21 protein-coding genes and 1 pseudogene are annotated in these 23,641 nt (G+C 61.3%); 12 read left to right on the forward strand and 10 right to left on the reverse strand.

The features are described from left to right. Nucleotides 1-242 precede the first annotated feature (242 nt). Entirely contained in the window at nucleotides 243-2,174 is a 1,932-nt protein-coding gene (locus tag NKG95_RS06730; RefSeq protein WP_353040253.1) for a calcium-binding protein, read from the forward strand. Between the two features lie 446 nt (nucleotides 2,175-2,620). Here the strand turns inward: NKG95_RS06730 and NKG95_RS06735 are convergent, their stop codons facing one another. Beyond that, nucleotides 2,621-2,713 carry a hypothetical protein gene (locus NKG95_RS06735; RefSeq protein ID WP_352813389.1) on the reverse strand — a complete coding sequence of 31 codons (93 nt, stop codon included), beginning with the start codon at nucleotides 2,711-2,713 and terminating at the stop codon, nucleotides 2,621-2,623. Then, complete coding sequence (locus tag NKG95_RS06740; RefSeq protein WP_352813356.1) at nucleotides 2,688-3,395, reverse strand: hypothetical protein; 708 nt, start codon at nucleotides 3,393-3,395, stop codon at nucleotides 2,688-2,690. The genes NKG95_RS06735 and NKG95_RS06740 overlap by 26 nt, the downstream gene beginning before the upstream one ends. Nucleotides 3,396-3,541: 146 nt before the next feature. Between NKG95_RS06740 and NKG95_RS06745 the strand changes: the two genes are divergently transcribed. Further along, a complete protein-coding gene (locus NKG95_RS06745; protein WP_352593088.1) occupies nucleotides 3,542-3,706 on the forward strand; it encodes a hypothetical protein in 165 nt (54 codons plus the stop codon). A 441-nt stretch (nucleotides 3,707-4,147) separates the two neighbouring features. On the opposite strand, the gene NKG95_RS34255 is transcribed toward NKG95_RS06745, so the two are convergent. After that, nucleotides 4,148-4,366, reverse strand: coding sequence for a hypothetical protein (locus tag NKG95_RS34255; protein ID WP_502913924.1), 219 nt, complete (start codon nucleotides 4,364-4,366; stop codon nucleotides 4,148-4,150). Between the two features lie 1,182 nt (nucleotides 4,367-5,548). Here NKG95_RS34255 and NKG95_RS06755 point away from each other — a divergent pair. The 9 genes and pseudogenes from NKG95_RS06755 to NKG95_RS06795 all read left to right on the forward strand — a co-directional run. After that, the gene (locus NKG95_RS06755; protein WP_353040254.1) at nucleotides 5,549-6,736 is read left to right on the forward strand and encodes a magnesium transporter; all 1,188 of its coding nucleotides are present in this window, start codon (nucleotides 5,549-5,551) and stop codon (nucleotides 6,734-6,736) included. Nucleotides 6,737-6,875: 139 nt separating this feature from the next. Then, nucleotides 6,876-7,400, forward strand: coding sequence for a SulP family inorganic anion transporter (locus NKG95_RS06760; RefSeq protein ID WP_353040255.1), 525 nt, complete (start codon nucleotides 6,876-6,878; stop codon nucleotides 7,398-7,400). Further along, nucleotides 7,343-9,028: a SulP family inorganic anion transporter gene (locus NKG95_RS06765; protein WP_353040256.1), complete on the forward strand. Its 1,686-nt coding sequence runs from the start codon at nucleotides 7,343-7,345 to the stop codon at nucleotides 9,026-9,028. The genes NKG95_RS06760 and NKG95_RS06765 overlap by 58 nt, the downstream gene beginning before the upstream one ends. 312 nt (nucleotides 9,029-9,340) lie before the next feature. Next, nucleotides 9,341-10,612 carry a tetratricopeptide repeat protein gene (locus NKG95_RS06770; RefSeq protein ID WP_353040257.1) on the forward strand — a complete coding sequence of 424 codons (1,272 nt, stop codon included), beginning with the start codon at nucleotides 9,341-9,343 and terminating at the stop codon, nucleotides 10,610-10,612. A gap of 11 nt (nucleotides 10,613-10,623) precedes the next feature. After that, a complete protein-coding gene (locus tag NKG95_RS06775; RefSeq protein ID WP_353040258.1) occupies nucleotides 10,624-11,436 on the forward strand; it encodes a FecR family protein in 813 nt (270 codons plus the stop codon). Nucleotides 11,437-11,526: 90 nt separating this feature from the next. After that, nucleotides 11,527-13,497 carry a CHASE2 domain-containing protein gene (locus NKG95_RS06780; RefSeq protein WP_353040259.1) on the forward strand — a complete coding sequence of 657 codons (1,971 nt, stop codon included), beginning with the start codon at nucleotides 11,527-11,529 and terminating at the stop codon, nucleotides 13,495-13,497. A 748-nt stretch (nucleotides 13,498-14,245) separates the two neighbouring features. Further along, nucleotides 14,246-14,491, forward strand: coding sequence for a type II toxin-antitoxin system VapB family antitoxin (locus tag NKG95_RS06785; RefSeq protein WP_023722247.1), 246 nt, complete (start codon nucleotides 14,246-14,248; stop codon nucleotides 14,489-14,491). Then, on the forward strand, nucleotides 14,491-14,919 hold the full coding sequence (locus tag NKG95_RS06790; protein WP_353040260.1) for a type II toxin-antitoxin system VapC family toxin: 429 nt from the start codon (nucleotides 14,491-14,493) through the stop codon (nucleotides 14,917-14,919). The genes NKG95_RS06785 and NKG95_RS06790 overlap by 1 nt, the downstream gene beginning before the upstream one ends. Before the next feature lie 156 nt (nucleotides 14,920-15,075). Beyond that, nucleotides 15,076-15,728, forward strand: a pseudogene (locus NKG95_RS06795) (IS5 family transposase); the annotation flags it as partial. Between the two features lie 24 nt (nucleotides 15,729-15,752). Here the strand turns inward: NKG95_RS06795 and NKG95_RS06800 are convergent. From NKG95_RS06800 to NKG95_RS06830, 7 genes are read right to left on the reverse strand one after another with little or no spacing between them, the layout of a single operon-like run. After that, nucleotides 15,753-16,544 carry a sugar isomerase domain-containing protein gene (locus tag NKG95_RS06800; protein WP_353040261.1) on the reverse strand — a complete coding sequence of 264 codons (792 nt, stop codon included), beginning with the start codon at nucleotides 16,542-16,544 and terminating at the stop codon, nucleotides 15,753-15,755. A 36-nt stretch (nucleotides 16,545-16,580) separates the two neighbouring features. Next, a complete protein-coding gene (locus NKG95_RS06805) occupies nucleotides 16,581-17,351 on the reverse strand; it encodes a GntR family transcriptional regulator (protein ID WP_031195039.1) in 771 nt (256 codons plus the stop codon). After that, nucleotides 17,348-18,223: an ROK family protein gene (locus tag NKG95_RS06810; protein ID WP_353040262.1), complete on the reverse strand. Its 876-nt coding sequence runs from the start codon at nucleotides 18,221-18,223 to the stop codon at nucleotides 17,348-17,350. Before NKG95_RS06810 ends, NKG95_RS06805 begins: the two co-directional genes overlap by 4 nt. Continuing rightward, on the reverse strand, nucleotides 18,220-18,957 hold the full coding sequence (locus tag NKG95_RS06815) for a PIG-L deacetylase family protein (RefSeq protein ID WP_353040263.1): 738 nt from the start codon (nucleotides 18,955-18,957) through the stop codon (nucleotides 18,220-18,222). Before NKG95_RS06815 ends, NKG95_RS06810 begins: the two co-directional genes overlap by 4 nt. Beyond that, the gene (locus tag NKG95_RS06820; RefSeq protein ID WP_352549465.1) at nucleotides 18,954-19,787 is read right to left on the reverse strand and encodes a carbohydrate ABC transporter permease; all 834 of its coding nucleotides are present in this window, start codon (nucleotides 19,785-19,787) and stop codon (nucleotides 18,954-18,956) included. The genes NKG95_RS06815 and NKG95_RS06820 overlap by 4 nt, the downstream gene beginning before the upstream one ends. Nucleotides 19,788-19,789: 2 nt before the next feature. Beyond that, nucleotides 19,790-20,722, reverse strand: coding sequence for a carbohydrate ABC transporter permease (locus NKG95_RS06825; RefSeq protein ID WP_353040264.1), 933 nt, complete (start codon nucleotides 20,720-20,722; stop codon nucleotides 19,790-19,792). A 27-nt stretch (nucleotides 20,723-20,749) separates the two neighbouring features. Further along, entirely contained in the window at nucleotides 20,750-22,015 is a 1,266-nt protein-coding gene (locus tag NKG95_RS06830) for an extracellular solute-binding protein (protein WP_353040265.1), read from the reverse strand. A gap of 328 nt (nucleotides 22,016-22,343) precedes the next feature. Here NKG95_RS06830 and NKG95_RS06835 point away from each other — a divergent pair, with 328 nt between their 5' ends. Next, nucleotides 22,344-23,636: an ABC transporter substrate-binding protein gene (locus tag NKG95_RS06835; protein WP_353040266.1), complete on the forward strand. Its 1,293-nt coding sequence runs from the start codon at nucleotides 22,344-22,346 to the stop codon at nucleotides 23,634-23,636. Nucleotides 23,637-23,641 lie beyond the last annotated feature (5 nt).

Consider the following 23,641-nt stretch of genomic DNA (forward strand, 5'->3'; position numbering starts at 1 on the left):
GATGCAATTACTCTAACACCACAAATTACGTTCTGCATCACAGCTACGAACTCATCCACAGTCAACTATCCATTTATCCTCGCCCGCCATCTATTCGAAGTACGTTTTTTCAGCAATGTGACAATCCAGCCGCCGATCAATCATTCTATCAAGGCGTGCAGGTATGTGATTTGGCGCTAATATACACCTTCTAGTAGGCAGACATCCGCGGGGCGCTATCGAATCAAAATGAGGGATTATGGATGGCGACTCTCCATTATACGTCGGGTGGATCCGGCACGGACATTGCAAAGGCCGGATTCAATCTGGCTAGCGTGCAATATGTTGAGCAGGTCAATGAACTGCCGGAAGGCATGAAAGGCTTGGTGTACCTTGACGAGGCCAACGGCGTAACACAATCCTTTATCGACAAGGTTACACCTTTCCTAGGCAATCCGAACGTATTTGGGTTCTTCCTGGTTGACGAGCCGGATCCCACCGGCCAATGGGGTACTTACGCCTCCGCCGCAAATCTGAAGGCAGAATCCGACTGGATCCATGAGCATTTTCCAGGCGCCAAGACCTACATCACAATGATGAGCTTGGGGACGTCGGCGAATCCGGATTTTAGGGGCACGTACAATCCCGCCAATACGGGTATCGATTACTACGGCATAGATGTCTATCCCGTCCGCACGGATGGCCCGGTCGACTACAACATGATCGACAAATTCGTCGCCGCCGCTCAGGCATCGGGCATCCCGACGAGCCAGATCGTTCCGGGCTACCAGGCGTTTGGAGGTGGCGAGTATAACACCGACATGGGTGGCAAATATGTCGTGCCCACCGCCACCCAGATGGAAACCATGATGGACCACTGGGCCAAGCTGGTTCCGTCACCCGCCTTCGACTACGCATACGCCTGGGGTTCTCAGCGAGGCGACACAGCGTTGGAGAGCTCTTCGGAACTGCAGGCCGTTTTCCGGGAACACAACCTTGCAACGACGGGGACCACTCCGCCTCCCGTCGACACAAGCGACACCTTGTATGGCACCAGCGGCGACGATGTGTTTCATGGGGCCGGCGGCCACACAATGATCGGCTACGGCGGCAATGACACCTATTATGTCGATGATGTCCGCGATAAGGAGATCGAGGCGGCGGGCGGCGGTACCGACAAAGCACTCGCGTCAGTAAGTCATGCGCTTGCGGCTGGCTCCGAGATCGAACTTCTCGCCACCAACAGCCCGTCCGGCACGACGGCAATCAACCTCACAGGCAACGAGTTCACCCAGACCATCCAGGGCAATGCCGGCGCCAATGTCATCAACGGCCTCGGCGGCGCCGACACCATGACCGGCTATGGCGGCAACGACATCTATTATGTTGACAATGCCGGAGACAGGATAAATGAAGTGGTGGGCGGAGGCGCCGACAGGCTGCTCAGTACGGTGAGTTATGCCCTTTCGGCTGCCTCATCGGTGGAGCTTCTCGCAACCAACAATCCTTCTGCCACGACGGCAATCAACCTCACTGGTAATGCGTTCGCCCAGACAGTCAGGGGCAATTCGGGCGCCAACGTCATTGATGGTGGCGGAGGCGCCGATATCATGGTCGGCTATCGCGGCAACGACACCTACTTTGTCGACAACGCCGGCGACAGGGTGCACGAAGCGATGAATGCGGGCGCCGACAAAGTGCTCGCCTCGGTGAGCCACACCCTTTCGGCCGGCTCGCAGGTCGAGATTCTCGCCACCAGCAACCCGTCCGGCACAACTGTAATCAATCTCACCGGCAACGAATTCGCTCAGACGATCGTGGGTAATGCCGGCGCCAATGTCATCAATGGCGGACGGGGTGCCGACATCTTGACCGGTAACGGAGGCAATGATGCATTCGTGTTCAATAGCGCTCTTGGAGCCGGCAATATCGACAAGGTCACCGACTTCAACAAGCTCCAGGACAAGATCCACCTCGATGACGCCGTTTTTGCCGGGCTTAAGTTGGGTGGCCTTTCATCCGATGCTTTCTTTGCTGGTACGACCGCGCATGATAGCTCCGACCATATCATCTACAACAGCTCAACCGGAGCGCTCTCTTTCGACAGCGACGGGATCGGAGGCGCAGCTCAAATACAGTTCGCCACGCTTTCTCCAGGTCTGTCGCTTGCAGCAGGTTCGTTTCTTGTGATCTGAACGACCCAGAACGGCGGACCTTCTCATCGAGCCGGTCCGCCGCTCTGTCTTTGTTAAAGCACCGGATTTTCCTTGAGGTCGCCGAGGAAGGCAGCTCTCTGCGCGCGGCCCGGCGCGCCGATATCGATCACCGCCAACGGGCAAAGTTGCAGATCTGGATTGGCTTGCCCCAGATCCGCAGCTTACGGCAGACGGCACTTTCAGGAGCGCGGTTGGCATCTGCCCGGACAACGGCAATCCTGCCCTGCCGATCTTCATCGAGTTCCCGCGTGATCGGTATTCCTTCTGACGGCCGTCCGACCGGCATAAACCTGGAACACTTATCCCGGCTTCAGGCTTCGCCGGGTTCTGATAAACGCCCCGTCTTGTCATGAACCGGATCAGCATCGGCCCTATCAGCTTTGCCGGATCGGCAACTACCTGTCCGGTCTCGCAGACCGAGCAATTCAGCATGGGCGACCAGATCGCGATGTACGGCTCCGGGGCAGTTCGACCGTGATCTTGACCGGACGGTCATCGGGAATGGCGGAGAGTTTCAGCTTGGTGGTGACGGATCCTTCGGCGCCGCATCCGGTCAGCACCAAAGCCTTCGGCGATGCGCATCAGGTCGCTGAGCGCTGAACGGATTTGCGCCCAAGGAAATTCGGAGCATTCCTCCCATGCCTCGCCCTCGCGTAATACGGCATCGAGCTTGCCTGCCACACCGGCGATAGTGGTGGCGGGAGTCGCTGAGAACGCTTGCAGCAGATCTTGCATTTTCTCGCCTGCCTGGCGCTCAGCGCTGAAGGCGGCGGTATAGCCAATTTCCTCCGCGGCCGCATCCCAGCGTGCCTGATGCGCCGCGAAATCAGCTTCGGCCCTATCGCGGAGAGCCGCCATATCCGGCGCTTTGCCGAGCAGTTCATTGAGCATCTCGATCGAATGGACCGTCACCTGCTCACCCTCGGCTAGGCGCACGGTCGCACAAGGAAAGCCGACGCTCTCGACAAGCCTTGTCTCAAGGCGCTGCTGCTCGCGGCAATGCCGTTCGGTCTGTTTGCGGACTCTCTCCCATTCCCGCCAAAGCGCCAGCGCAGGATCAGAGCGCGCATTCGAGCTTTCGGCGCCGCTTACGGACGCGTTGCCTTCGAGCGTCCACGCGGAGGTGGCTACGATCGTTCCCGCAAGCACTCGCCTGCGGGTGACGTAAGGCAGAGTCATGATATTGTCGGAATCAGCCATGATCCGAGCTCCAGTCAGGTTGGGCTGTGGTCAGGCTGACTGGGGTGTTGGCGCACTCTGGCCAGCCGCCGCACTTGCGATGCAAGTGCAATGCACGTGCATATTTATGCGCCTTTTGAAACTGAATATCAAGCCCCAGAGCGAAAATGACAAAAAAGCCGTTCACCACCCGCCTTGATCCGCCGGTGTTGGCGTTGGCACAACAACTTGCAGAAGCGGAGCGGCGTTCTATCACCTCGGTGATAGAACTCGCATTAATCGAGTACGCAGAACGGCGGGGAATCAAGATAAGTGCGAAGGAAAGGGAATAGTCAGAGCGAGCTGGCGGACGCCGCCAAGGTATCGAGTTGGCGAGCACGCATACGATTACATGGAGCAAAAATCAGTCGACGGCCCGGCTGGCCAACTGTGGGTGATTGGCACGTTTCCGGCCCCTGCCCCCGCGCTCGGCCGCCAACGATAGATCAAACCTAATGCTGCCCATCGTATCGTAGACCGGCAGGCGCACTCTTCTCACAATCTCATCGAAACAAGATCGACAAGTATCGTTACAATCGATCTTGCCAATGCGGAACGGCTCGCTGCCAGCGAATTCAGCAGCTCTGGCCGACATTGGCTAAACCATAGCGGCGGATTCTCGACCTTTACTCCGCCGCTCCCCGCTCACGTCCCGGGCAAGAATATCAGTTCGCTGAAGATGTCATCCCATTCGATATCGCCCCAACCGAGGGGTAAGTGCAGGTCGCCTAGACCTAGACTAGCGCTGCATCCTCCTGCGGCAGGTAAATTCGATGGAGGCCCTTCGGGCGCCCGAAGGAATCATGGACATGCAGGTGCCCCGCGACCGGCGCCGTGGCCCGCAATTGAGCGCGGAAGTTCAGGCCACCACGGGCGGACTCGATATAAGCGTGACTGAAATCGATGAGCGCCACCAGGTTCGGATGGCTAACCGCCTTTACCGTCTGCGCCACCTCGGCCGGGCTCTGCTGGCACTGACCCGGGGTCCATGGCGAAGAGGTTCTCGAAGGCGATGCGCACACCATAGGGCTTGCAGAACTCGGCGAACTCGAACATCGCTTCGCGTTCGCGTTCCTCGAAACCGGACCATCGAGAACCTGGTTGGCGAAAAGCCGCTATGCTGGACAAGGACACGGGCATCGATCCGATCGCAGAGTTCGACCAAGGCCTTGGCGGCATCGATCTGGTAGCGGCAGACCGCAGGGTCCATGAGGTTCGATGAGACGACGCCGTGAACCGTATAGCGGAAATCGAACTGCCTCGTCAGTGCGATAAGCCTCTCGGCTCTTTCAGGGACTATACGGCCACCCGCTATGAGATCGAGGGTCGTCAGGCCCAGTTCGACGGCCTCGACGCCCATATCAGCAAAGCTGCGAAGGTCCGCTTCAATGCTCTCCAACCCGCCATTGGGGGAGATTGAGTTAAAACCTGTGGCGATAATGTTGCTCATATGCATCCCCCGATGACGGGCGGCCAGGAGTCCCAGCCGGTCCGTATCACTGCTAGGTGAGATGGCAATTGCTGAACCGATGCCACTCTCGAAACGAGTCTTCGTTCGCCCCCAGGTGCGATCGAGCGGTCTACCGCTGTGATCAGTAGGCCTACATTAACGCGGATCGGACCGAAGCGACGTCGAGTCTCACGAAGCAGGCTGCCTGCCCCGGACCTGCAAGCTCTCAAGAGCACCTCTCGTTCCGAACAGACTTCATACAGAGAACCTTTCTCAGGCTAAACTATTACGGTTTCAAGCAAATCATCCTGTCATCCTGGCGAATTCATCAGCCTCAGAGCTGGTGGTACTGGCAAGATGCGCCGCATGAGGCAAATCATCCGAACGCCAGAGAGGCCCTGCCTCTGCAGAGTTTCCGGGTTTTAAGTTTCATTGGTGCGGCGTGCTCGCAGAGCCCACGAAAAGATCGGTGAAGTTCGCAACACGTTGAATTCTCGGCGACACGCAGAGGTTACAGCCCGCCTGTATGCACCGCAATGGCTCAGATTTGTCTGGGTAGGGTCTACTCGGCGCCTGGAGAAGGCGAAGATTCCCGGATCGAGGCGCTTAGGCCACTGCGCCAGGGCGGAGCGATCAGATTCGTGTCATACCGTCAGAGGCAAGACACTCGCAATTGGGGGAACAGGTGAAGGAAGAGAACGACGTTGAGAAGCTGGTGCGCACGCTGCGTGCTCGAGCACCTGATGACGCGGCGGTATTGCTGGCCCGAGAGTCTCCCGAGTTCATTCGGGATACACTAAAGTTGTTGCCGGACCGGCACGCCCGTAAGGTGGCGGAGCATTTGCCGCCGCACATGCGGCCTATCAAGCCTCACGGCGATGGCAAGGACCTCGCGATGCCCGAGTCGCTCGTCGAGCTGATGGACCCGATTCCCGCCAGCGTTCCTGTCGGCACGACGGTAGCCGCCGCAGTGGAGGCCGTCAGACGCACCCAGGTGCCGACCGAGCTCACTTATCTCTATGTCACCGACGAGGGCGACAAACTGGTTGGCCTCGTGGTCCTGCGCGATCTGATGCTGAGCGAAGCGGACGCCACGGTGGATCAGATCATGCTGCCAAAGCCGTTCGCCCTCCCCGTCGGACTGTCCTTGAGCGACGCATGCAAGGCAGCGGTACGCCGGCACTACCCTGTCTATCCCGTGGTGGACGCGGACAACCGGCTGCTCGGGCAGGTTCGCGGCTGGCGGCTGTTCGAGCAGCAAATCATCGAGATTTCCGCCCAGTCTGGCCAAATGGTGGGTGTCCAGAAAGAGGAGCGTTCTTTTACGCCGCTGTTTTCAGCCTTCCTGAAGCGTCATCCGTGGCTGCAGCTGAACCTGCTGACGGCCTTCATGGCCGCTTTCGTGGTCAGTTCATTCACAGGCACGATCGAGAAGATCGTCGCCCTGGCGGCGTTCCTCCCGGTCTTGGCCGGGCAGAGCGGAAACACCGGCTGCCAGGCACTGGCTATGACGCTGCGTGGCCTTGCCCTGGGGGATGTGGACAAACGACCGAAGCTGCACCTGGTGATGAGGGAGGGCGCGCTCGGGATCGCCAACGGCGTGCTCGTCGGCCTTGTGGCGGCTGCGGCGATGTGGTTCTACGCCTCGCGGCAACCGGAGTCGGCGGCCCAGGCGCCCATGCTGGCACTTGTGATCCTGCTTGCCATGTCCGGATCGTGCCTCATGTCCGGAATCTCCGGCGTGCTGATCCCGTTGGGCCTGCGCCGGGTCGGCGCCGATCCGGCGGTCGCTTCGGCGATCTTTCTTACCACCGTCACCGATATCGTAGGCATGGGCCTGATGCTTGGGCTCGCCACCATGCTCGTGCTGTAGTTTTGGCCTGTCCGCCGATGCGCGTCCTGCACAGGACGCGGTCGGCGGGATCATCACCGTTGGATTTTTGGAGCTTTGAACCACCGTGACTGAGCAGGTTGCGATACAGACGGATTTTGCGCGTAATTTAAGCGCAGGCATGGGCTTTCTGGCCCAGGAACTCACCGCGGGTGTGACGACCGCGGGCGTAGCGCTGCCGATGTGCGTCTCCTCCGGCGTCCTTGCCCTATCGCCGCTCGGCGCAGATCGGGTGGCGGAAGGCGCGCTTGCCGGCGTCATCGCTGCCATTGTCGGCGGCGTTGTCGCGTCCGCATTTCAACGGTCGTGCTTCGTGACGACCATGCCCAGTAATTCGCTGATCCAGGCCAGCCTGCTAGGATCCCTGCTCGTCGCTCTCGACGGCAACACGACCCAAGCGCTGCTTGCCTTCGTCGGCTACGTGATGCTGACCGGCCTGTGGATGATGCTTATCGGCGCAACCGGTCTCGCCCGGATTGTCAAGCTTGCCCCCCATCCGGTTGTCGCCGGGTTCGTCTCGGGCGTCGGAATCCTGGTCATCAAGAGCCAGACGCCGATGCTTTCGCAGTTTCCTCCTGGAGCGGCATCATGGCGGCGGATTTCAGCCTGGCGACGATCACAAGACTTCCATTCGGTCTTGCGCTGATCGCGGTCATGGCGATGATCACGCGGCATGCGCCCAAAGTTCCGGCGCTGCTTGCCGGCCTGATCATCGGCTATGTAATCTACCATGCTGCCCGTCTGTGGGCGCCCGACATTGAGCTCGGGCCCGTTATCGGATCGATCGATATAGAGGGCTGGGCACCGGTAAGCATGATCGAGGCTGCCTCAACGCTCCGGCTGGGGCTGAAACATATCTGGTGGACCCTGATTGCGGGCTCGTTGACCTTGGCGATCGTGGGAACGCTCGACACCGTCTTTACCCTGCGCACTGCGCGCAATCTGGCCGACATTCAGGTCGGCCAGGACCGCGCCCTTGTCGGGCTGGGCATGGCCAATCTTGTCTCTCCCATGATGGGCGGGCTGTTCGTATCCACGTCGGCCGCGCTGACCGCCGCCAACTACCGTGCCGGCGGGCGCATGCGCACCTCGACGTTTGCGAGCCGGGCGGTGCTGCTTGCGGCCATCCTTGCGTTCCCGAATCTGATCTTCTCGATGCCGCTGGTTGTGCTGTCCGCCATTCTGGTCTTCGTCGGCATCAATACCATCGACCGTTGGGCACTGCGGACGGCGCGGCAGGCACTTCTCGGCGACAGCGCGGTGGGCCGCAGCCAGGCACGGCGCAATATGGCCGTGGTCGCCGCTGTGGCGCTCGCCACAGTCCTTGGCCAACCCGTTATCGGCGCCGTGGTCGGCGTGGCGCTGGCCTGCATTGTCTTCATGATCGAAATGAGCCGACCGGTGGTGCGGCGCAAGGAGATCGTCGGCAAGACGCGTTCCAGGCGCATTCGCTCCACTGCTCAGACCGAGTTGCTGGCGATTCACGAGCGCGAGCTGGCAGTCCTCGAGTTGCAGGGCGTGCTATTCTTTGGCAATGCCGATGAGCTCGCGGAGGAAATTGACCGGCTGCCCAGCGTGGTGCGAGTGATCATTCTCGATTTCCGCGCCGTCAGCGACGTCGACGCCTCCGGCGCATTGACCTTGCAGCAGATCTCCGCTCGCAGCGCCCGGCGTGGTCAGCGATTGTTCTTCAGTGATTTCAGGGATGCCGAGGCCCTGGAGGAGTTTACGTCACAAAGCGATGGGCCCAACATCTACCCCGATCTCGAGGCAGCGCTGGAGCGCTTCGAGGAGGAAATCGTCGAGCGCACGGACAGTACTGCCCGCTCGGTGATAGAGGTGCCGCTCGAGCGCACCGATTTCGGCATGACCATGGCGCCGGAAGATCTGAAGATGCTGATGAGCTATCTCGACCGCGTCGAGTTCCCCAAAGGCGCCGTGCTGTGCCGCGCTGGCGATCAGGCCGACCGACTGTGGATGCTGACGCGCGGCTGTATCAGCGTCTGGGTTGATGCGCCTGGCGGACGGCGGCGGCTGGCGAGCATCGGGGCTGGATGTACTGTGGGGGAAATGGGCTTCCTGACTGAGCGACCGCGCTCGACCGACGTCATCGCGGACGAGGACGTTGTTGCCTATGAGCTGACCTCGTCGGCCGCCAACAAGATATCAAAGGCCAGGCCGCATATCGCGCAAGCCGTGTTGAGAAGCATTGCCCGCCAGCTCTCCGATCGCCTCCGCAATGCGACGGAAGACCTTCGGATGAGCCATATGTGACATCGATGGGTCAGGCAGCGACCAAATGCGCGCAGAATCACGCGAACTATATTGATCTTGAAGAACGCTAGATTCGCTATCCGGAGATGAGTTTTGTTAGTTTATACCGCTATCGAATACTTCGGCCAATACAGCAACGCTGCGAAGATGTTCTGGCAACCAGCGCAGCCGAAATGTGAATTAACCCGATTGTTTGTTGCGCGCCTGCAACAGCTGCTGAAAACTCGGACGATTTCGTCACAGGTCAGTCGCCTTTTTCTTGTAGTCGTGCTAAATCGTTCGCACTAGTCGGGTTTGGGGTGGGTTCTCGGCATGCAATCTTCGTTTCGGACGATCGTCGGCTGCGCCGCAGCGCTGCTTTGTACCGGCGAATTGCCGGCCGGCGCGCAGGGTCTTTTTTCGGCCTATGACGATGCTTTTTCAGCCCGCATCGCCAGTCCGGCCGACAACGGAACGCTCGCCCAATTCGTCACGGTTGCCGTTAACGCCGGGCAGTACGATCAGGCGATCTCGTCAATCGAGCAGTATTTGATCAAATATCCCCGCGATGCGCGCGCCCGGCTGGCGGCCAGCCGGTTGTACTATCATGTCGGCTCCTATGAATTGGCTCGGCGGCAGGTGCAGTACGGCATGGAAGTCGGCGGCCTGACCGCAAGTGAGCAGCAGGAAGCTGTTCGCCTGCTCGCCCGCATCGAGCGCGCGTTGCGTGGCGTCACCTGGGAACTCGCCCTGACCGGCGGCGTGTTCAGCGCATTTACCGATTTTGAGCCCGGCGGGGCGCAGGACGACGACAGCTTCGTCTCGCCCTATGGGCGGGCGGAAGGCTTTGTCCGATGGGACCTCGGCACGCCAAGTGCCGACGCTCTCGTTCTTTCGGGGTCATTGACGGCGACACAGCGCTTTTTCACGCCAGACCTGTCGGTTCCGGGTGGCAAGGAGACCTTCATCCACGGCAACGCCGCGATCACCTGGGACAAGGGATTACCCAACAGTGGGATCGATTCGCTGCGCCTGCTGCTTTCCGCGTTCACAGTTACGGATCGCTTCGACAGCGATATCCAGGAAACCGGCATCGGCGTCAGTGGGCGCTTTCTTGTGCGCCCGACGGTCGAGACGACGCTCTTCGCCGGTGGCGGCTACATCGATCTAGGCGCCTCGCAAGGCATTTTCGCCGATAGCAGGCTTTTCTATGAGGCAGGCGGCAGCTACCGCTTCCGCAATGGCCAGGCGCTCGGACTGCGCTTTGTCGGCTCGAATGACTTCGCCTCCGGATCTGAAATCGGCCGCAGCTACACGGGCGAGGTCCGCTATGGCGGCCTGTTGATGAACGTACCGGATCTTTTCGCATGGTCGCACCAGGTCGCTTTCTCGGCCGGACATAGCGACGCTCCCGATCTGTCCATCGGCATCGGCACAAGTATCAAGAGCGACTTCTGGCGCATTGCCTCGGAAAGCGATTTTCAGCTGACGGAGGCGCAGAAGATCAGCGTCGATCTCGCCTATCGCGAAACCAACTTCGACATCGCCAGCCGCGACCGAAAATCGTTCGAAATGCTCATGAGCTATACGTTGACGCTCAATTGAAAGAGGCCGCGATGAGGACCCCGTACCGTCAGATCGCCATTTTTATCGCCTGCCTTGCCTTCGCGGCACCATCCGCCGCTGAGACGGTCGGGTCGATGACGGCCTATCAGACCAACATCGTCCGCAACAACGGCGGGACAATGAACGTTGGTGCCGGCGTCGAACTCGGCGACCAGCTGCGCAGCAATCCCACCGGTCTTGGAATGCTGGTGTTCCGGGATGAATCGAGCGCCAAGATTGGTCCGAACACCAGCCTGACGATCGATGAATTCGTCTACAATCCGGGCTCCGGATCGGGAAAGATCGACATCGGGATGAACAGCGGCCTGGCCCGGTTCTATGGCGGCCAGGTTTCGAAAGGCGGCGTCATGCAGGTTGCGACGCCGCATATGGTGCTCGGAGCCAGAGGCGGCATCATCGAAGTGCTGGTGGCAGCCGGCCAGACCGTCGGCATTCTGCGCGCCGGCCGCATGACCTGCACGATCAATGGGAAACGGCTGGTCATCACAAACCCGGGCTACGCCTGCACATCGGAAGATGGCAAGCTGCTGACCGGCTACGGCGGAATCGACACCTTCCCGATATTGGACAGCATCGACCGGATTGCCGGCACCGGCCTGCCAGGCGCACCGGGTCCGGGATTGGACGTAAGCGCGATTTGTGCGTCGGCACTCGGCGGCTCGCTCAAAGTCTGCGACTCCACCGACGGCGCATTGCCAGGAGTCGTCATGGAGTTCCCCGACAGCCCAACGCCCCCTGTGGGCGGCGGCGTGGAGGATTATGGCGATGGCGAGGGCGACGGCTGCGACTACTACTGCAATTAGGCCCGGCCGCACGACATGAGCCTTTTGGCCGGTTGGCGCTGGGCTGATTGGCGGCAAGCTGGCAGGCGCAAAATATCCGGCCTTGTGGTCGTGCTCCTGCTGCTCGCTTGCCATTTGGCTTTTGACGGGCCGTTGTCGCGCCTGCGTGAGCGGACGTACGACTTCTACCAGTTTCTCGCCCCACGCCAGGCGACGAGCAATCCTGTCGTGATCGTCTCGATAGACGACGCCAGCCTCAAGGCACATGGGCGATGGCCCTGGAACCGTGGCCTCTTGGCCGATCTGGTCGATGGCATCACCGCATCCGGCGCCGCGGTGGTCGGGCTTGCGCTGGTACTCCCCGAGGCCGACACCTCGCCTGAGGGCATCGGCGGAGACAAGCGCCTGGCAGCGGCGCTGGCCAAAAATCGAACGGCGCTTGCCGTCAGCCTTGGCAATGAGGCGACGGTTTCAGAAGCAGAACCCAAAGCCGGCTGGTCGATCGTCGGGCAGGTACCCGATACACTTCCCGGCTTCACCGGCCTGACCGGCTCGCTTGCCGAATTCTCGAACGCCGCCGCGGGCCTCGGCGTGATTCGCACCTTGCCCGATCCCGACGGCGTACTGCGCCATGTGCCGCTGCTGTGGCTTCGCAATACCGCTCAAGGCGTGCAGCTGTGGCCGTCCTTCGCGCTCGAGCTTCTGCGCCTTTACGCCGGGCAGGACGGCTACATAGCCCGGATGAATGCCGCCGGGTTTGACGCACTCAGGATGGCCGGCGCCATTGTGCCGCTCGAGCCCGAGGGGAGCATCCGCCTCTGGGAAACCGCCACCGATACGCCCCGCCTATCTGCCAGCACTATCCTTTCGGGCCATGGCGATCCGCGGCTGCGGGACGCCATCGCCATTGTCGATCTGTCGGCCGTGGGACTGACGCAGTACCTGCCCACCCCGACACGTCCAGCGCGACCAGGCGCGGACATCCACGCCGATGCAATCGGCCAGATGCTTGCCGGGCGCTACCTGGCAGAGCCAACGCACGCGCGTATGCTCGAGCGGCTCTGGTTTGTCCTCAGTGCCGTCGTTTTCATCGGGCTTTCCGGAGTGCTCGCCGGGCGCGTCGTGCTTGGTGCCCTGGCTCTCGTGCTGCTGGCCGTCACGCCGTTCGTGTTCGGCGCTCTCGAATACAGCCTGCAGGGTGCACTCTATGACCCGCTGCAGCCGGCGCTTGCGACGATCCTGGTAGCCGGCTTCGAAGGCTATGTTCTCTACAGGCGCAGCGAGCAGCGCCGGTCCACCCTGGCACGGCAGTTCTCCCAGTATCTGTCGCCCTCCGTGGTGCAGCGCCTCGCAAGCTCGGACACCGAAGCGATCCTGTCCGGCGAGAAGCGCGAGATTACGATCCTGCTCAGCGACATACGCGGCTTCACGACGATGAGCGAACAACTCGATACCCAGGAAATCGCCAAGGTGGTCAATCACTTCCTCGGCATTGCGACCGATGAGATCCTCAAGCGCGACGGCACCATCGACAAGTTCATGGGCGATGCGGTGCTCGCCTTCTGGAACGCGCCGCTTGATCAGCCGGACCATCGCGAGCGCGCGCTCGACGCGGGGCTTGCCCTGATCGAACGGGTGAAGCGTGAAGACGCCGCCTTCACCGCGGACGGCCACCCCTCCATCGCAATCGGCGTCGCCATCGAGACCGGCATCTGCTCGGTAGGCAATTTCGGCTCCGAACGGCGCTTCGATTACACCGCGATCGGCTCCCCGGTGAACCGCACGGCACGGCTCGAGTCGACGACCAAGAAGCTGGGCATCCCCCTGGTGCTTGGTCCCGGCTTTGCGGCAGGAGCATCGATGCCGGTCGTCCAGGCAGGCGCCTTTGAGCTCCAGGGTTTCAAGGGCGAGGTGCCGGTTTTCACCGTTCCGGAGATGCAAGCTGCTCACCAAGGTATGAGCCGCGAAGTAGAGAGCCAACGTGGTGAGCAATCTGGCGCCCCTGCCGTGGTGGTTGGTTCGCCGCCATCCGTGCAAATGGCACCGCCTGATCTTGCACCCCGAACCCGAAGCACACGCTGACCGGATCCAGCGGATGGCAGGGGTGCCGACCTGCTTTGTGAATTAATACTGCTGGGGAGGCCTAGGTGTCATCAAACGGCCCTTTAATTGCGGGTGGCTGTCAATCCGGATCAGCGCGACAGCCGATGAGACGCGGATAGACGGCGAAGGGATCCGTCGAGGTAACCCCGGCAATGATTGTCGAGGCCGCCGAATTTTCGAGCGAGAAGATAGGCCCTGTTATCCAGTTCACCACGAATGCAGCACGGCTTCGTTGAGTTCGCCGGCGCCATCATGTGGAGGCAGCGCGTGGTTCAGATTGTTTATCCTCGCCGCCGGATCATGCGCTCGGGATGTTCCCAAGAGCATCCAGCCGTAGCACTCCCCGAGCTGCCCTAACGAGAGAGTTCGCTGGGCCGGGATTATGGCCGTTATGAACCTGACGCAATCGATGCAGCTGGCGCTGGCCTCGTCGGGCGCGTGGGCGGTTTATCGACATCAATCGGTCGCCGCGGATGTTGGGATGCGCAGGCGTCGGCGTACGTAGCACCGATGCGCCTTGGGCATGTGGGCGTTGACAGTGACATGGCCGCAGCGACGTGTTTCAGACGCCGAGCAATTCCAAGGACTGAGCACCAGAACCGAACCTTCCGACGGATTTTCGCGAGCTGCATTCCTCCCTCCCCTCCTTATCAAAACCGCCGCTCGCGAATTCGCTGGCCAGTATATCTGCGATATGATATACATATATCACTCAGAGGATATACAAATGCCGCTCTTCATTCGCGATCCCGACGTCGATGCCATGGCCGTCGAGCTGCAGCAGATTACCAACGCGCGCAGCAAGACCGAGGCCGTCAGAACCGCCTTGCGCCATGAGATCGAGCGCAACCGCGGCAGCGTCCCGCTGCGCGAGAGACTTGCCAAAGTCAAGGAAATGGCGCGGCGGATCGGGCCGGCCAACCCTGATTTCGATATGAAGAAATTCACCGACCAAATGTGGAGCGACGACTGATGTTCGTCGATGCCTCGGTGATCGTTGCCATCCTGAACGAGGAACCTGGCGCGGAAGAACTGGAAAAGCGGCTCGAGGCCGCGACCAAGCCGCTGTATATTTCCCCGCTCGTCCGGTTCGAGGCAGTCCAGGGTCTCGCGCGAGCATCGGCCGAAGCCATCAAAAAGAACGCCAAGCCCACGGCCGACATGCTGGCGCAAGCCCGTGAGACCGTCGACGCCTTTTTGATCGAGATCGCCGGCAAGGAAATCATGATATCCGGCGACATCGGCGACCGGGCGATCGAAGCCAGCATGAAATACGGCAAAGCAGTCGGGCACAAAGCCGATCTCAATTTCGGCGATTGTTTTGCCTACGCTTGCGCGAAGGCTCACCGGCTTGCCCTGCTTTACAAGGGCAATGACTTTTCACAAACTGATCTGGCGTAAGGCTTTCCTGGCCTTGCATCGCGGCGCGAGAGCCGATGGGCCCTTTTGCATGCTTTGGGCGAATCGTCGTCTTTCATGGTTAAACGCAATATTACGAGGAACGTTCGCTGCAGCACTGGTTTTTTTCGGCACGATCACCGTCCAGGCACAGCAGGCTGGGTGCTGCGATCGGGTGCGCCATGCCGCGATCTTCCAGGGGGCGATACGGCCCACGCACCACCTGCTACAATCGCTTCGTTCGATGGCGGAAAGCTGGTGTGTGGAACCGCCTCATGCATGGCATCACCAAAGCCCATGATGCAACGGTGCAGATGATCGATACCTCCATTGTTCGCGTCCATCAGCAAGGCGCGACAGCAAAAAGGGGGATCGAGATTATTGTCTCGGTCGTTCCCGATGCGCGCTGACGACCAAAATCCATGCTCTTGTCGACGCCGAAGGCAGGCCGATCAAGCTGACGCTCACGGCAGGTCAAATGAGTGACATCGCCTACGCAGCGGACTTGATCAAGGATTTGCCCGAGGGTGCCATGCTGCTCGCCGACAAGGGCTATGATGCCACGCCTTGCGCAATGCCGTCACCGAGCAAAAGGCATGGGCCAACATCCCGCCCAAGGCCAACCGCAAGGACCCGATGTGCTTCAGCCCCTTTCTCTACAAGGCCCGCAACCTCGTCGAACGTTCTTCAACAAGGCCAAGCAGTTCCCTCGCATCGCAACTCGATATGACAAGCTGGCAGAAAACTACCTTGCTGCCCTGAAACTCGTGTCAACTCGCATCTGGCTACGCGGTGATGAGTCTACGTCCTAGCGTTTTGCGTGCCCTGCCCGGTTGTCATTCGCCGCGCATGGTCGCCTGGAACGTCGGCAGGTGCTTCTTCTGCGCCTCGAGCATTTTCTCGCGATAGACGCCATAGATGACGTCGGTGTCGTGCAGTGTGACGCCGGCAATTGTCGGCGAGGCAAAAACCGGCAGTTCGATGCCGCGTTTCGAAAGCGCCTCGGCGGTGCGCGCGATCAGCTCATGCGCCAGGATCATGGCAAGCACGGTCGACGAACCGGAGACCGGCCGGCTCCAGCCCTCGACCGGCACGATGGCATCCTCGATCGGCGAGCAGGTGTCGATGACAAGGTCGGCGGCATCGGCAAGCCGTTTGCCGGAAGAGTGCGTCGCCGGCTTGTCGAGATTGTTCTTGCTAGTTATCGCAACGACGAAGATGCCGCGTCTTTTCGCATAAAGCGCGGTGTCGATGCCGGACGAATTGCGGCCGCTGTGGCCAAAGATGATGATCGAATCGCCTTTGTTCAGCGGCTGGTGGTCGAGGAATTTCTCGGCGTATTTCTCGGTCCGCTCCAGCCACAGAAGTTCGCGCACGCCGCCGGCGCCGAGCACGTTATGCCACATGACACGCGGGTCGGTCAGCGGATTGAAGCCGACATAGCTGCCGTAGCGCGGAAACACTTCCTGGACCGGCAACACCGAGTGGCCCGAGCCATAAAGATGAACCAACCCGCCGCTCTCGAGCGTGTCGGCAAAGCGGCTGGCCGCTTCGCCAAAGGCTTCGGCATTGGCTTTCGAGGCCTGTTCGATGAGGGCGGCAAGGCGGGGTATGTAAAGATCGGACACGTCGGTACTCCTGTTATGGGTCGGCTTGGGTATGGCTCAGCTTCTTGCGGTTGGCGCGGCGCGACCGGCACGCAGCGTCGAGCGGATTTCGTAGCGGTCGCCACGCATCACCGAGACAGTGAATTCGAACGGGCCGCGCTCGTCGGTGGTGATGCGCTCGACCACGAAAGCGGGGCTCCCCGCAGGCAGATCGAGCAACTCGGCATCCGCCGCCCCGACAGCGCCGACACGGTAGTTTTCGCGCGCTGCGACCGGCACGATGCCGTAATGGCGTTCCAGCGCTTCGTAGAGCGAGCCTTGCAGCAGGCCGGCATCGAGAAAGCCCGGCACGCGCGCGGCCGAGAGTTGCGCAGTCTGAATACCGATCGGTTCGTTGTTGCCGAGCCTGAGCCGCCGGATGCGCACCACCGGGTCGCCCTCCTCGATCTCCAGCGCTCCGGCCGCGGCGGCATTGGCGGTGGTCAGGCTGCAGTCGAGCAAGCGCGAGCCGGCGACCACGCCCATATTGCCCATTTCCTGCGTGAAGCTGGTGAGTTCGCGGGTGCCGGCGACCAGCGTGGTGGAGCGCACGAAGGTGCCACGGCCATGTTCGCGCCTGAGCAGCCCGTGCTCCTCAAGATTGCGCAAGGCGTGTCGCAGCGTGATGCGGCTCACCCCGAACAAGGCGCACAGTCTGTCTTCGGCCGGAATCTGGTCGCCGGTCGCCCACTCGCCACTCTTGACAATGGCGCGGATGGCCTCTTCCACCTGATACCAGAGCGGCTCGGGCCTTCTGCGGTCGGGCAGATGGAAGCTCGCTTGACTCATCTTATCTGCCTCCACTGTGCTCCGGCGAGACCAGCCAGCGAGGCGCCGACGAGACCGGCGCGGGAGCCGAATTCGCCGGACCGCAAAACGACGTCGCGCAGATGCGGCGGCAACTGACGCCGCAATGCCGCAAGCAGCGGCGGCCCTATCACGTCCAGCGCATCGGCAAGCCCGCCGGAAATCAGGATCGCCTGCGGATCAAGCAGCGCGACCGCACCCGCAAGGGCAGTGCCCAGCCGGCGCGCCGGCAGCTCCAACGCGTCAAGTGCGGCCGTGTTGCCAGCGCGCGCGGCCTCGATCAGCCTGCCGCCATTGGCCAGCCCGATCTGGCGCGCCGCGGCGTCGAACGCCCGCCCGGAAGCGAAGCGCTCCAGCCAGCCGCTACGGTCCTCGCCTTCATCCTCGATGTCGGCGCAGGCCCAGCCGAATGAGCAGGCGCCGCCACGTGCGCCTGCAACGATGCGGTTGTTGGCCAGAACGGCGGAGCCGATACCGGTGCCGATCGCCAGCAGGATGGCATCGGACAGGCCTTTTGCGGCACCTTCGACCGCTTCGGCCAGCATGGCGACCTGCGCGTCATTGCCAATGGCAACAGGCAGACGAGGAAACAAGGCCGCGATGTCGATGCCGTCGAGATAGGGAAGGTTCGGAATCCAGCGGCAGACCGAGCCCTCGACAAGTCCGGGCACCGCAAGCCCGAGGGCGTCGACCGGACCGGCCTCGGCGCGCAAGGCACCGATACGGGCGACGAAGGCATCCAGGCTTGTCGGCGCAGGCTCGCGGCTCAGCATCTCCAGCCAGCGAACATCGCCGCTATGGATTGCGGCGCGCAAATTGGTGCCGCCAAGATCGATAGCCAGAATGCGTGTCATCGAGAGCCGCTCCGATTGGCTGGCGCGAACAGGCCACTGCCGGCTTGCCAGGACTGCGAGGCCGCCGCAAAACCCTGCGCGTAGCGCGTGCCGCGCAGGCAGCCGCGAAGCCGATAAAGCGCACTGTAATAATCGACGTAGGGGAAACTGCTCAGGCCGCGTGCCAGTTCGTATTCCCGCACCGCCTCGCTCCAGGCCTCGAAGCCGTCGCTGACGTCGACGAGGTGTTCGGGGCGAAAGCCTTCGTCGTCCTCCCAGTTTTCGCCGAACAGCAGCAGTTGCGGTGTGTGTGCAGCATGGTCGCGCTTCAGCGTCGGCAATGCCGCAAAAAAAATACCGGTCTGTGTCAGTCGGGCCGCGGCGCGATGGTCCTTGTGCCAGCTGCCATGCCAGTGAGTGATGACGATTTGCGGCTTCAACTCGCGCACAACATCGCAAACCTTGAGCGCCGTCTCGTCGTCGCAGGGCAGGAAGGCGTCGTGCAGCCCGAGACTGCGCATGGCAACGCCCAGCCTGGCTGCGGCCTTTGCGGCCTCCTCCTGCTTCTGGACGCAATAGTACTCGGGGGCGAGGCTTGGATGGCCCTGCTCGCCCATGCTGAGATGCAGGAAGATGACTTCGGCACCGCCTTGCACCGCCGCCGCCGCCAGTGGACCGGCAATCACCTCGGCATCGAAGGCATGCGCCCCGACGACCAGAATCGAGCGTGCGGCATAGACCTTGTCCTCGATCATTTCGCGCCTCCCCCGGAGCCGACGCCCTCGCGAATCTGGCGGGCAAGCAGACAGTACATGATCAGGATGGGCGCCATGGAGATGGCAAGCGAGGCGAACACGAGGCCCCAATCCGTGCGGAACTGGCCGACAAACACGCTGATCGCCAGCGGCACGGTCTTGTAGCGGTCGTCGAAGATGAAGATCAGCGGGAAGAAGAAGTCGTTCCACACGGCGATAGCGGTGAAGATGGCGACGATCGATACGGCTGGCTTCACCATTGGCAGCACGATCTGGAACAGAATGCGCGCCTCGCCGGCCCCATCCATGCGCGCAGCCTCGTCGAGCTCGGACGGCAGTACCCGCATGAAATTTGCGAAGATGAAGACGGCGAAGGGAATGCGGATGGCTGAATAGACGAGGATCAGGCCGATCAGCGAATCGAGCAGGCCAAGGTTGCGCATCAGCGTGAACAGCTCCACCGAGGCAAGCCGGATCGGCAGCATGATGCCGGACAGGAACAGGCCCAGCATGATACCGTTCCAGCCCAGCCGATAGCGGCTCAGCGGATAGGCGGCCATTGCCGACACGATAATCGTCAGGATCACCGCACCGCCGGTGACGATCAGGCTGTTGATGAAATTCTGGCCGAGATCGGCGCGCGTCCAGGCCGCAACGAAATTGTCGAAGGCAAAGCTTTGCGGCAGGCCGAGCCTGTTGTCGTAGATCTCCGCCGTGGTCTTGAAACAGGAGACGACGAGAATATAGAGCGGCAGCAGCACCGCTGCGGTCCACAGGACCAGCGCCGTCCAGCCGGGCAGCCGAGCAAGCTGTCGAGGGATGGCGAGCATATTCACAGTTGCACCGTGCGGCGGTCGAATAAGCGCAGCATCACAAGTGTGCCGATGCTGAGGATGAGAAACAGCAGCGTTCCCAGCGCAAGCGCCAGGCCTATATCGGTGATACCGACCGCGCCTTCGGCGCCGAAAGCGAGCCGGTAGAAATAGGTCACCAGCGTGTCTGTGGAATAGCTCGGATTGCCCTGCACGCCTTGCATGACATAGACGATGTCGAACTGGTTGAAGGTGTTGATGAACGACAGCGTCGTCAACGTGCCGACGGCCGGCATCAGCAAAGGCAGGGCAACCGAGACCAGCATACGGCCGCTGCCGGCGCCATCCAGCCTGGCAGCCTCGAATATCTGGGACGAAATCTGCCTGAGGCCGGCGGTGTAGATCAGCACCGGCAGGCCCATCCAGTTCCAGGCGTCGACGGCGATCAGCATCACGAGTGCCGTGTGGCTGTTGCCGAGAACCGTCAGGCTGCCTTGATGCAGGCCAAGGCCGTTGAGCATCCATTCGATGGTGCCGCCGGGCGCCAGCAGCAGCCGCCACAGGGCGCCGACGATGACCGGGCTCAGCACTGCCGGGAAGAAGAAGACCGACTGGAAGAAGGCCGCCCCTTTGGCGCGCAGGAACAGCAGCCAGGCCAACAGCAGACCAAGGCCGTTCTGGAACAGCATGATGCCGAAGAACCAGGCGACGTTGTGCCAGAGCGCTCCGTAGAGCCGCCCACCGCTCGGGAAAACGAACAGGCGGGTAAAATTCGACAGGCCGGCGAACTCCAGCATGCGCAGGCCCCTCCAGACGAAGAAGCTGCCCCACAGCGACATCAGCAGCGGATAAAGGACAAACAGCGCATAAACGGCCAGTGCCGGCACGATGAACAGCACGGCCATGCGCTGCTGAGTGCGCTGAAGGCTGCTTTTGCGGCGACGGGCGATCATGTGCTGTTTCGCGCAGGGTGTGACGGCCTACTGCTTCGGCTTGAACCAGCTGCTGACGGCGGCCTGCATGTCCGCCGCCAGCTTCTGCGGCGTGATGTTGCCTTCGACCATGTCGATGATCTCGGACTGCAGGATCGAGGAGGCCGTAGGCGTCTGCCAGCGGAAGCCGACAAGCGTCAGATAGGGTGTGGAATTCTTCGACATCTCCATCATCGTGGCGAGTACCGGGTCCTTCACGGTGACGTCGGTACGGGCCGGCGGCCAGCCCAACTCGTCGGCGAAGAGCTGCGCGAACTCGGCCGAAGCCATGAAGTTGAGCACCTTGATCGCTGCCTCCTTGTTGGTGCTTTCAGAGACCAGACCATAGGAGCCGTCTGAAAAGGCCGAGGTGTAGAGCTTGGTGGCAGGATCGTCGGCGGGGAACGGGAAGATCGAGAATTTCAGCTTCGGGTTCTGCGCCTTGAAGCTGCCGTTCTCGAACGAGCCGCCGAAGAACATGGCCGCCTTGCCGCCGATGAATTGCTGTGTCGAGGTGGTGTAATCGACCCCGGCAAAGCCGTCGGAGAAATATGGCTTCAAGTCGGCATAGCGTTTCAGGGCAGCCACGTAGCGCGGATCCTCGAAGGTCGCCTTGCCGCTCATCATTTCGTCGTAGAAGCCCGGGCCATAGATGGTCGGCCCGACAACACCGACGCCGATCTCCAGCGCCCAGGCGGAGCCGTTGGCACCGCCGGCGGCTATTGGCGTTATCCCCGCCGCTTTCAGCTTCTCGCAGGCGGCGACGAAATCTTTGTAGGTCTTGGGAATCTCGATGCCCTGGGCGGCGAAGATATCTTGATTGTAGAAGACGCCCATCATCGGCACCGAATAGGGCACGCCATAGGTCTTGCCGTCGGCACGGCCACGAGCGCCGCCCAGCGCGCTATCGGGCATGTTCTTCAGCTCCGGCACGCTGTCGTCGAGCGCGTCGAGATACCCACCCTCGATGAACGGTTGCAGTTCGCCGTAAGCCTTGAGCTGAGCGATATCAGGCCCGCGGCCGCCACGCAGCGCCGTGCTCAGCCGGTTCTGGTAGTCGGCGTCGGGGGTGAACTGGATGTTGACCTTAATGCCGGGAGTCTTGGCCTCGAAGGCGTCGAAGATGCGGCGCATCGCAGCCTCGTCCTCGGTGCGCCAGCTCCACAGGGTCACGGTGTCGTCGGCCTTGGCCGGCAGTGCGGTGAGGACTCCGGTGCAGACTGCGGCAAAGCCGCCGATCAGGCCGAGTGTGGCGCGTCGATGAATTGAAAACATGCTCAGTCTCCCATTCTTGTCGATATTGTCATCCCCACGGCGGTTCAAAAGCCGCAAGGCAGTCATAGCTTTTCTCATGTCATTATAACGACATGACTTCGACCGCAAGTGCCTTGCAGTATGTTCGGGCATGGCCGGCAGCGGAGAATCATCTCGAACTGTATCAGATAATTTCTTGTTTTCACGATGTAATCTTGCATGCTTTGTTGACCGCAGTAAGAAAACGCCGCAACACCGGCAGGAGCTCTCCACGAAGATAGCGCTTGCATCGTTGCTTCAAGTTGTCATAACGTCATGGACGTCGCTGTGTGGCTATGCGGAGGGTCGGATGTCTTTGGCTTGGATTTCGAAACTGGCGCTGGCTGCAGGGTTGTTGGCCTCGCCCACCATTGGTTGGGCCCAATCGGTCAACATCTCCTATCTGACCCACTGGTCGCCCGAAACGGTCGCTTTGCTGGACGCCGCGGCCAAGGACTACGCCAAGATCAATCCGGATGTGACCGTCACCGTGCGCGCCGTCCCCTTCGGCGATCTCCTGACGACACTGCGTTCCCAGGGCGGCAGTTCCGATGGGCCGACGATCGGCGGCATCTACGATTTGTGGCTGCCCGAACTGGCGCGAGACAAACTGGTCGCGCCGGCCCCCGACACGGTTGCCGGCGAGGTCAGGAGTGCGTGGCCGGCCGGTGTCGTCAGCGCAGCCTCCGTTGGTGGCACGCTCTACGGCATTCCAAACGAGATCGACGTCTATGCGCTGAACTACAACAAGGAGCTGTTCAAGCAGGCAGGCATTACGGCCGCGCCGAAAACCTGGTCCGAATTGAAGGATGCGGCCCAGAAGCTGACCAGGAAAGATGCCGGCCAGCAAGGTTTCGGCATGATCAATTCCTGGGCGGCGGGCGTCGTCCATCCCTTCGCCTCGCTGCTGGCCTCCAATGGCGGCGAGCTGGTCAAGGACGGCAAACCGGTGCTCGACAGTCCTCAAGCCGGCGAGACTTTCCAGCTCTACGAGGACCTGATCAAGTCCGGTGCCAGCGATCCGGCGATGGCCACGGCCGACGCCAACACAACCGGTCCCTTCCTCGACAATTTCGTTTCCGGCAAGACCGGCATGATCATCATGGCCAACTGGTGGGAAAGCGCATTGAAGAGCGGCATGGGCGACAAGTTCTCCAATATCGCCACCGCACCCATCCCGGTGGGTCCGAACGGCGACAAGCCGCACTCGATCTCCTATTCGTGGATGACCGTCGTCAACGCCAATGCCGGTGAGGCCGAGCAGAAAGCGGCATGGGATTTCCTGGCGTGGCTGAACAGTCCGAAGTCCGGCGAGAACGGCGCCTCGGCAATGTCGGATATTCTGATGTCGATGGGCATCCTGCCGACGCGCACCTCCGACATCGAAGCCCATAAGGATAAGCTCGGCTCCGAGTTCCTGTCCGGCTATGTCAGCGTCCTTGCCGACGCCAAGCCCTTCCCTGTCGTGCCGGGCGGCCAGGAGTTCAGCGAATCGCTGCAGCAGACGCTCGAGGCGTTGCAGTATGGTCAGCTCTCGGCCAAGGATGCGCAGGCGAACGCGCAGGCCGATGCCGTCTCGATCCTGGAGCGTGCCGCCAAATAGCGAAG

Source organism: Mesorhizobium sp. M1423 (assembly GCF_040317575.1).
In the GTDB taxonomy this organism is placed as follows: Bacteria; Pseudomonadota; Alphaproteobacteria; order Rhizobiales; family Rhizobiaceae; genus Mesorhizobium.

Bases quoted from the DNA above. Each gene is read 5' to 3' on its own strand.
- NKG95_RS06825 (WP_353040264.1), bottom strand. From the start codon at position 20,722: ATGATCGCCCGTCGCCGCAAAAGCAGCCTTCAGCGCACTCAGCAGCGC.
- NKG95_RS06760 (WP_353040255.1), top strand. From the start codon at position 6,876: ATGGGCTTTCTGGCCCAGGAACTCACCGCGGGTGTGACGACCGCGGGC.
- NKG95_RS06815 (WP_353040263.1), bottom strand. From the start codon at position 18,957: ATGATCGAGGACAAGGTCTATGCCGCACGCTCGATTCTGGTCGTCGGG.
- NKG95_RS06765 (WP_353040256.1), top strand. From the start codon at position 7,343: ATGGCGGCGGATTTCAGCCTGGCGACGATCACAAGACTTCCATTCGGT.
- NKG95_RS06775 (WP_353040258.1), top strand. From the start codon at position 10,624: ATGAGGACCCCGTACCGTCAGATCGCCATTTTTATCGCCTGCCTTGCC.
- NKG95_RS06820 (WP_352549465.1), bottom strand. From the start codon at position 19,787: ATGCTCGCCATCCCTCGACAGCTTGCTCGGCTGCCCGGCTGGACGGCG.
- NKG95_RS06770 (WP_353040257.1), top strand. From the start codon at position 9,341: ATGCAATCTTCGTTTCGGACGATCGTCGGCTGCGCCGCAGCGCTGCTT.
- NKG95_RS06740 (WP_352813356.1), bottom strand. From the start codon at position 3,395: ATGGCTGATTCCGACAATATCATGACTCTGCCTTACGTCACCCGCAGG.
- NKG95_RS06730 (WP_353040253.1), top strand. From the start codon at position 243: ATGGCGACTCTCCATTATACGTCGGGTGGATCCGGCACGGACATTGCA.
- NKG95_RS06830 (WP_353040265.1), bottom strand. From the start codon at position 22,015: ATGTTTTCAATTCATCGACGCGCCACACTCGGCCTGATCGGCGGCTTT.
- NKG95_RS06805 (WP_031195039.1), bottom strand. From the start codon at position 17,351: ATGAGTCAAGCGAGCTTCCATCTGCCCGACCGCAGAAGGCCCGAGCCG.
- NKG95_RS06810 (WP_353040262.1), bottom strand. From the start codon at position 18,223: ATGACACGCATTCTGGCTATCGATCTTGGCGGCACCAATTTGCGCGCC.
- NKG95_RS06835 (WP_353040266.1), top strand. From the start codon at position 22,344: ATGTCTTTGGCTTGGATTTCGAAACTGGCGCTGGCTGCAGGGTTGTTG.
- NKG95_RS06785 (WP_023722247.1), top strand. From the start codon at position 14,246: ATGCCGCTCTTCATTCGCGATCCCGACGTCGATGCCATGGCCGTCGAG.
- NKG95_RS06790 (WP_353040260.1), top strand. From the start codon at position 14,491: ATGTTCGTCGATGCCTCGGTGATCGTTGCCATCCTGAACGAGGAACCT.
- NKG95_RS06745 (WP_352593088.1), top strand. From the start codon at position 3,542: ATGACAAAAAAGCCGTTCACCACCCGCCTTGATCCGCCGGTGTTGGCG.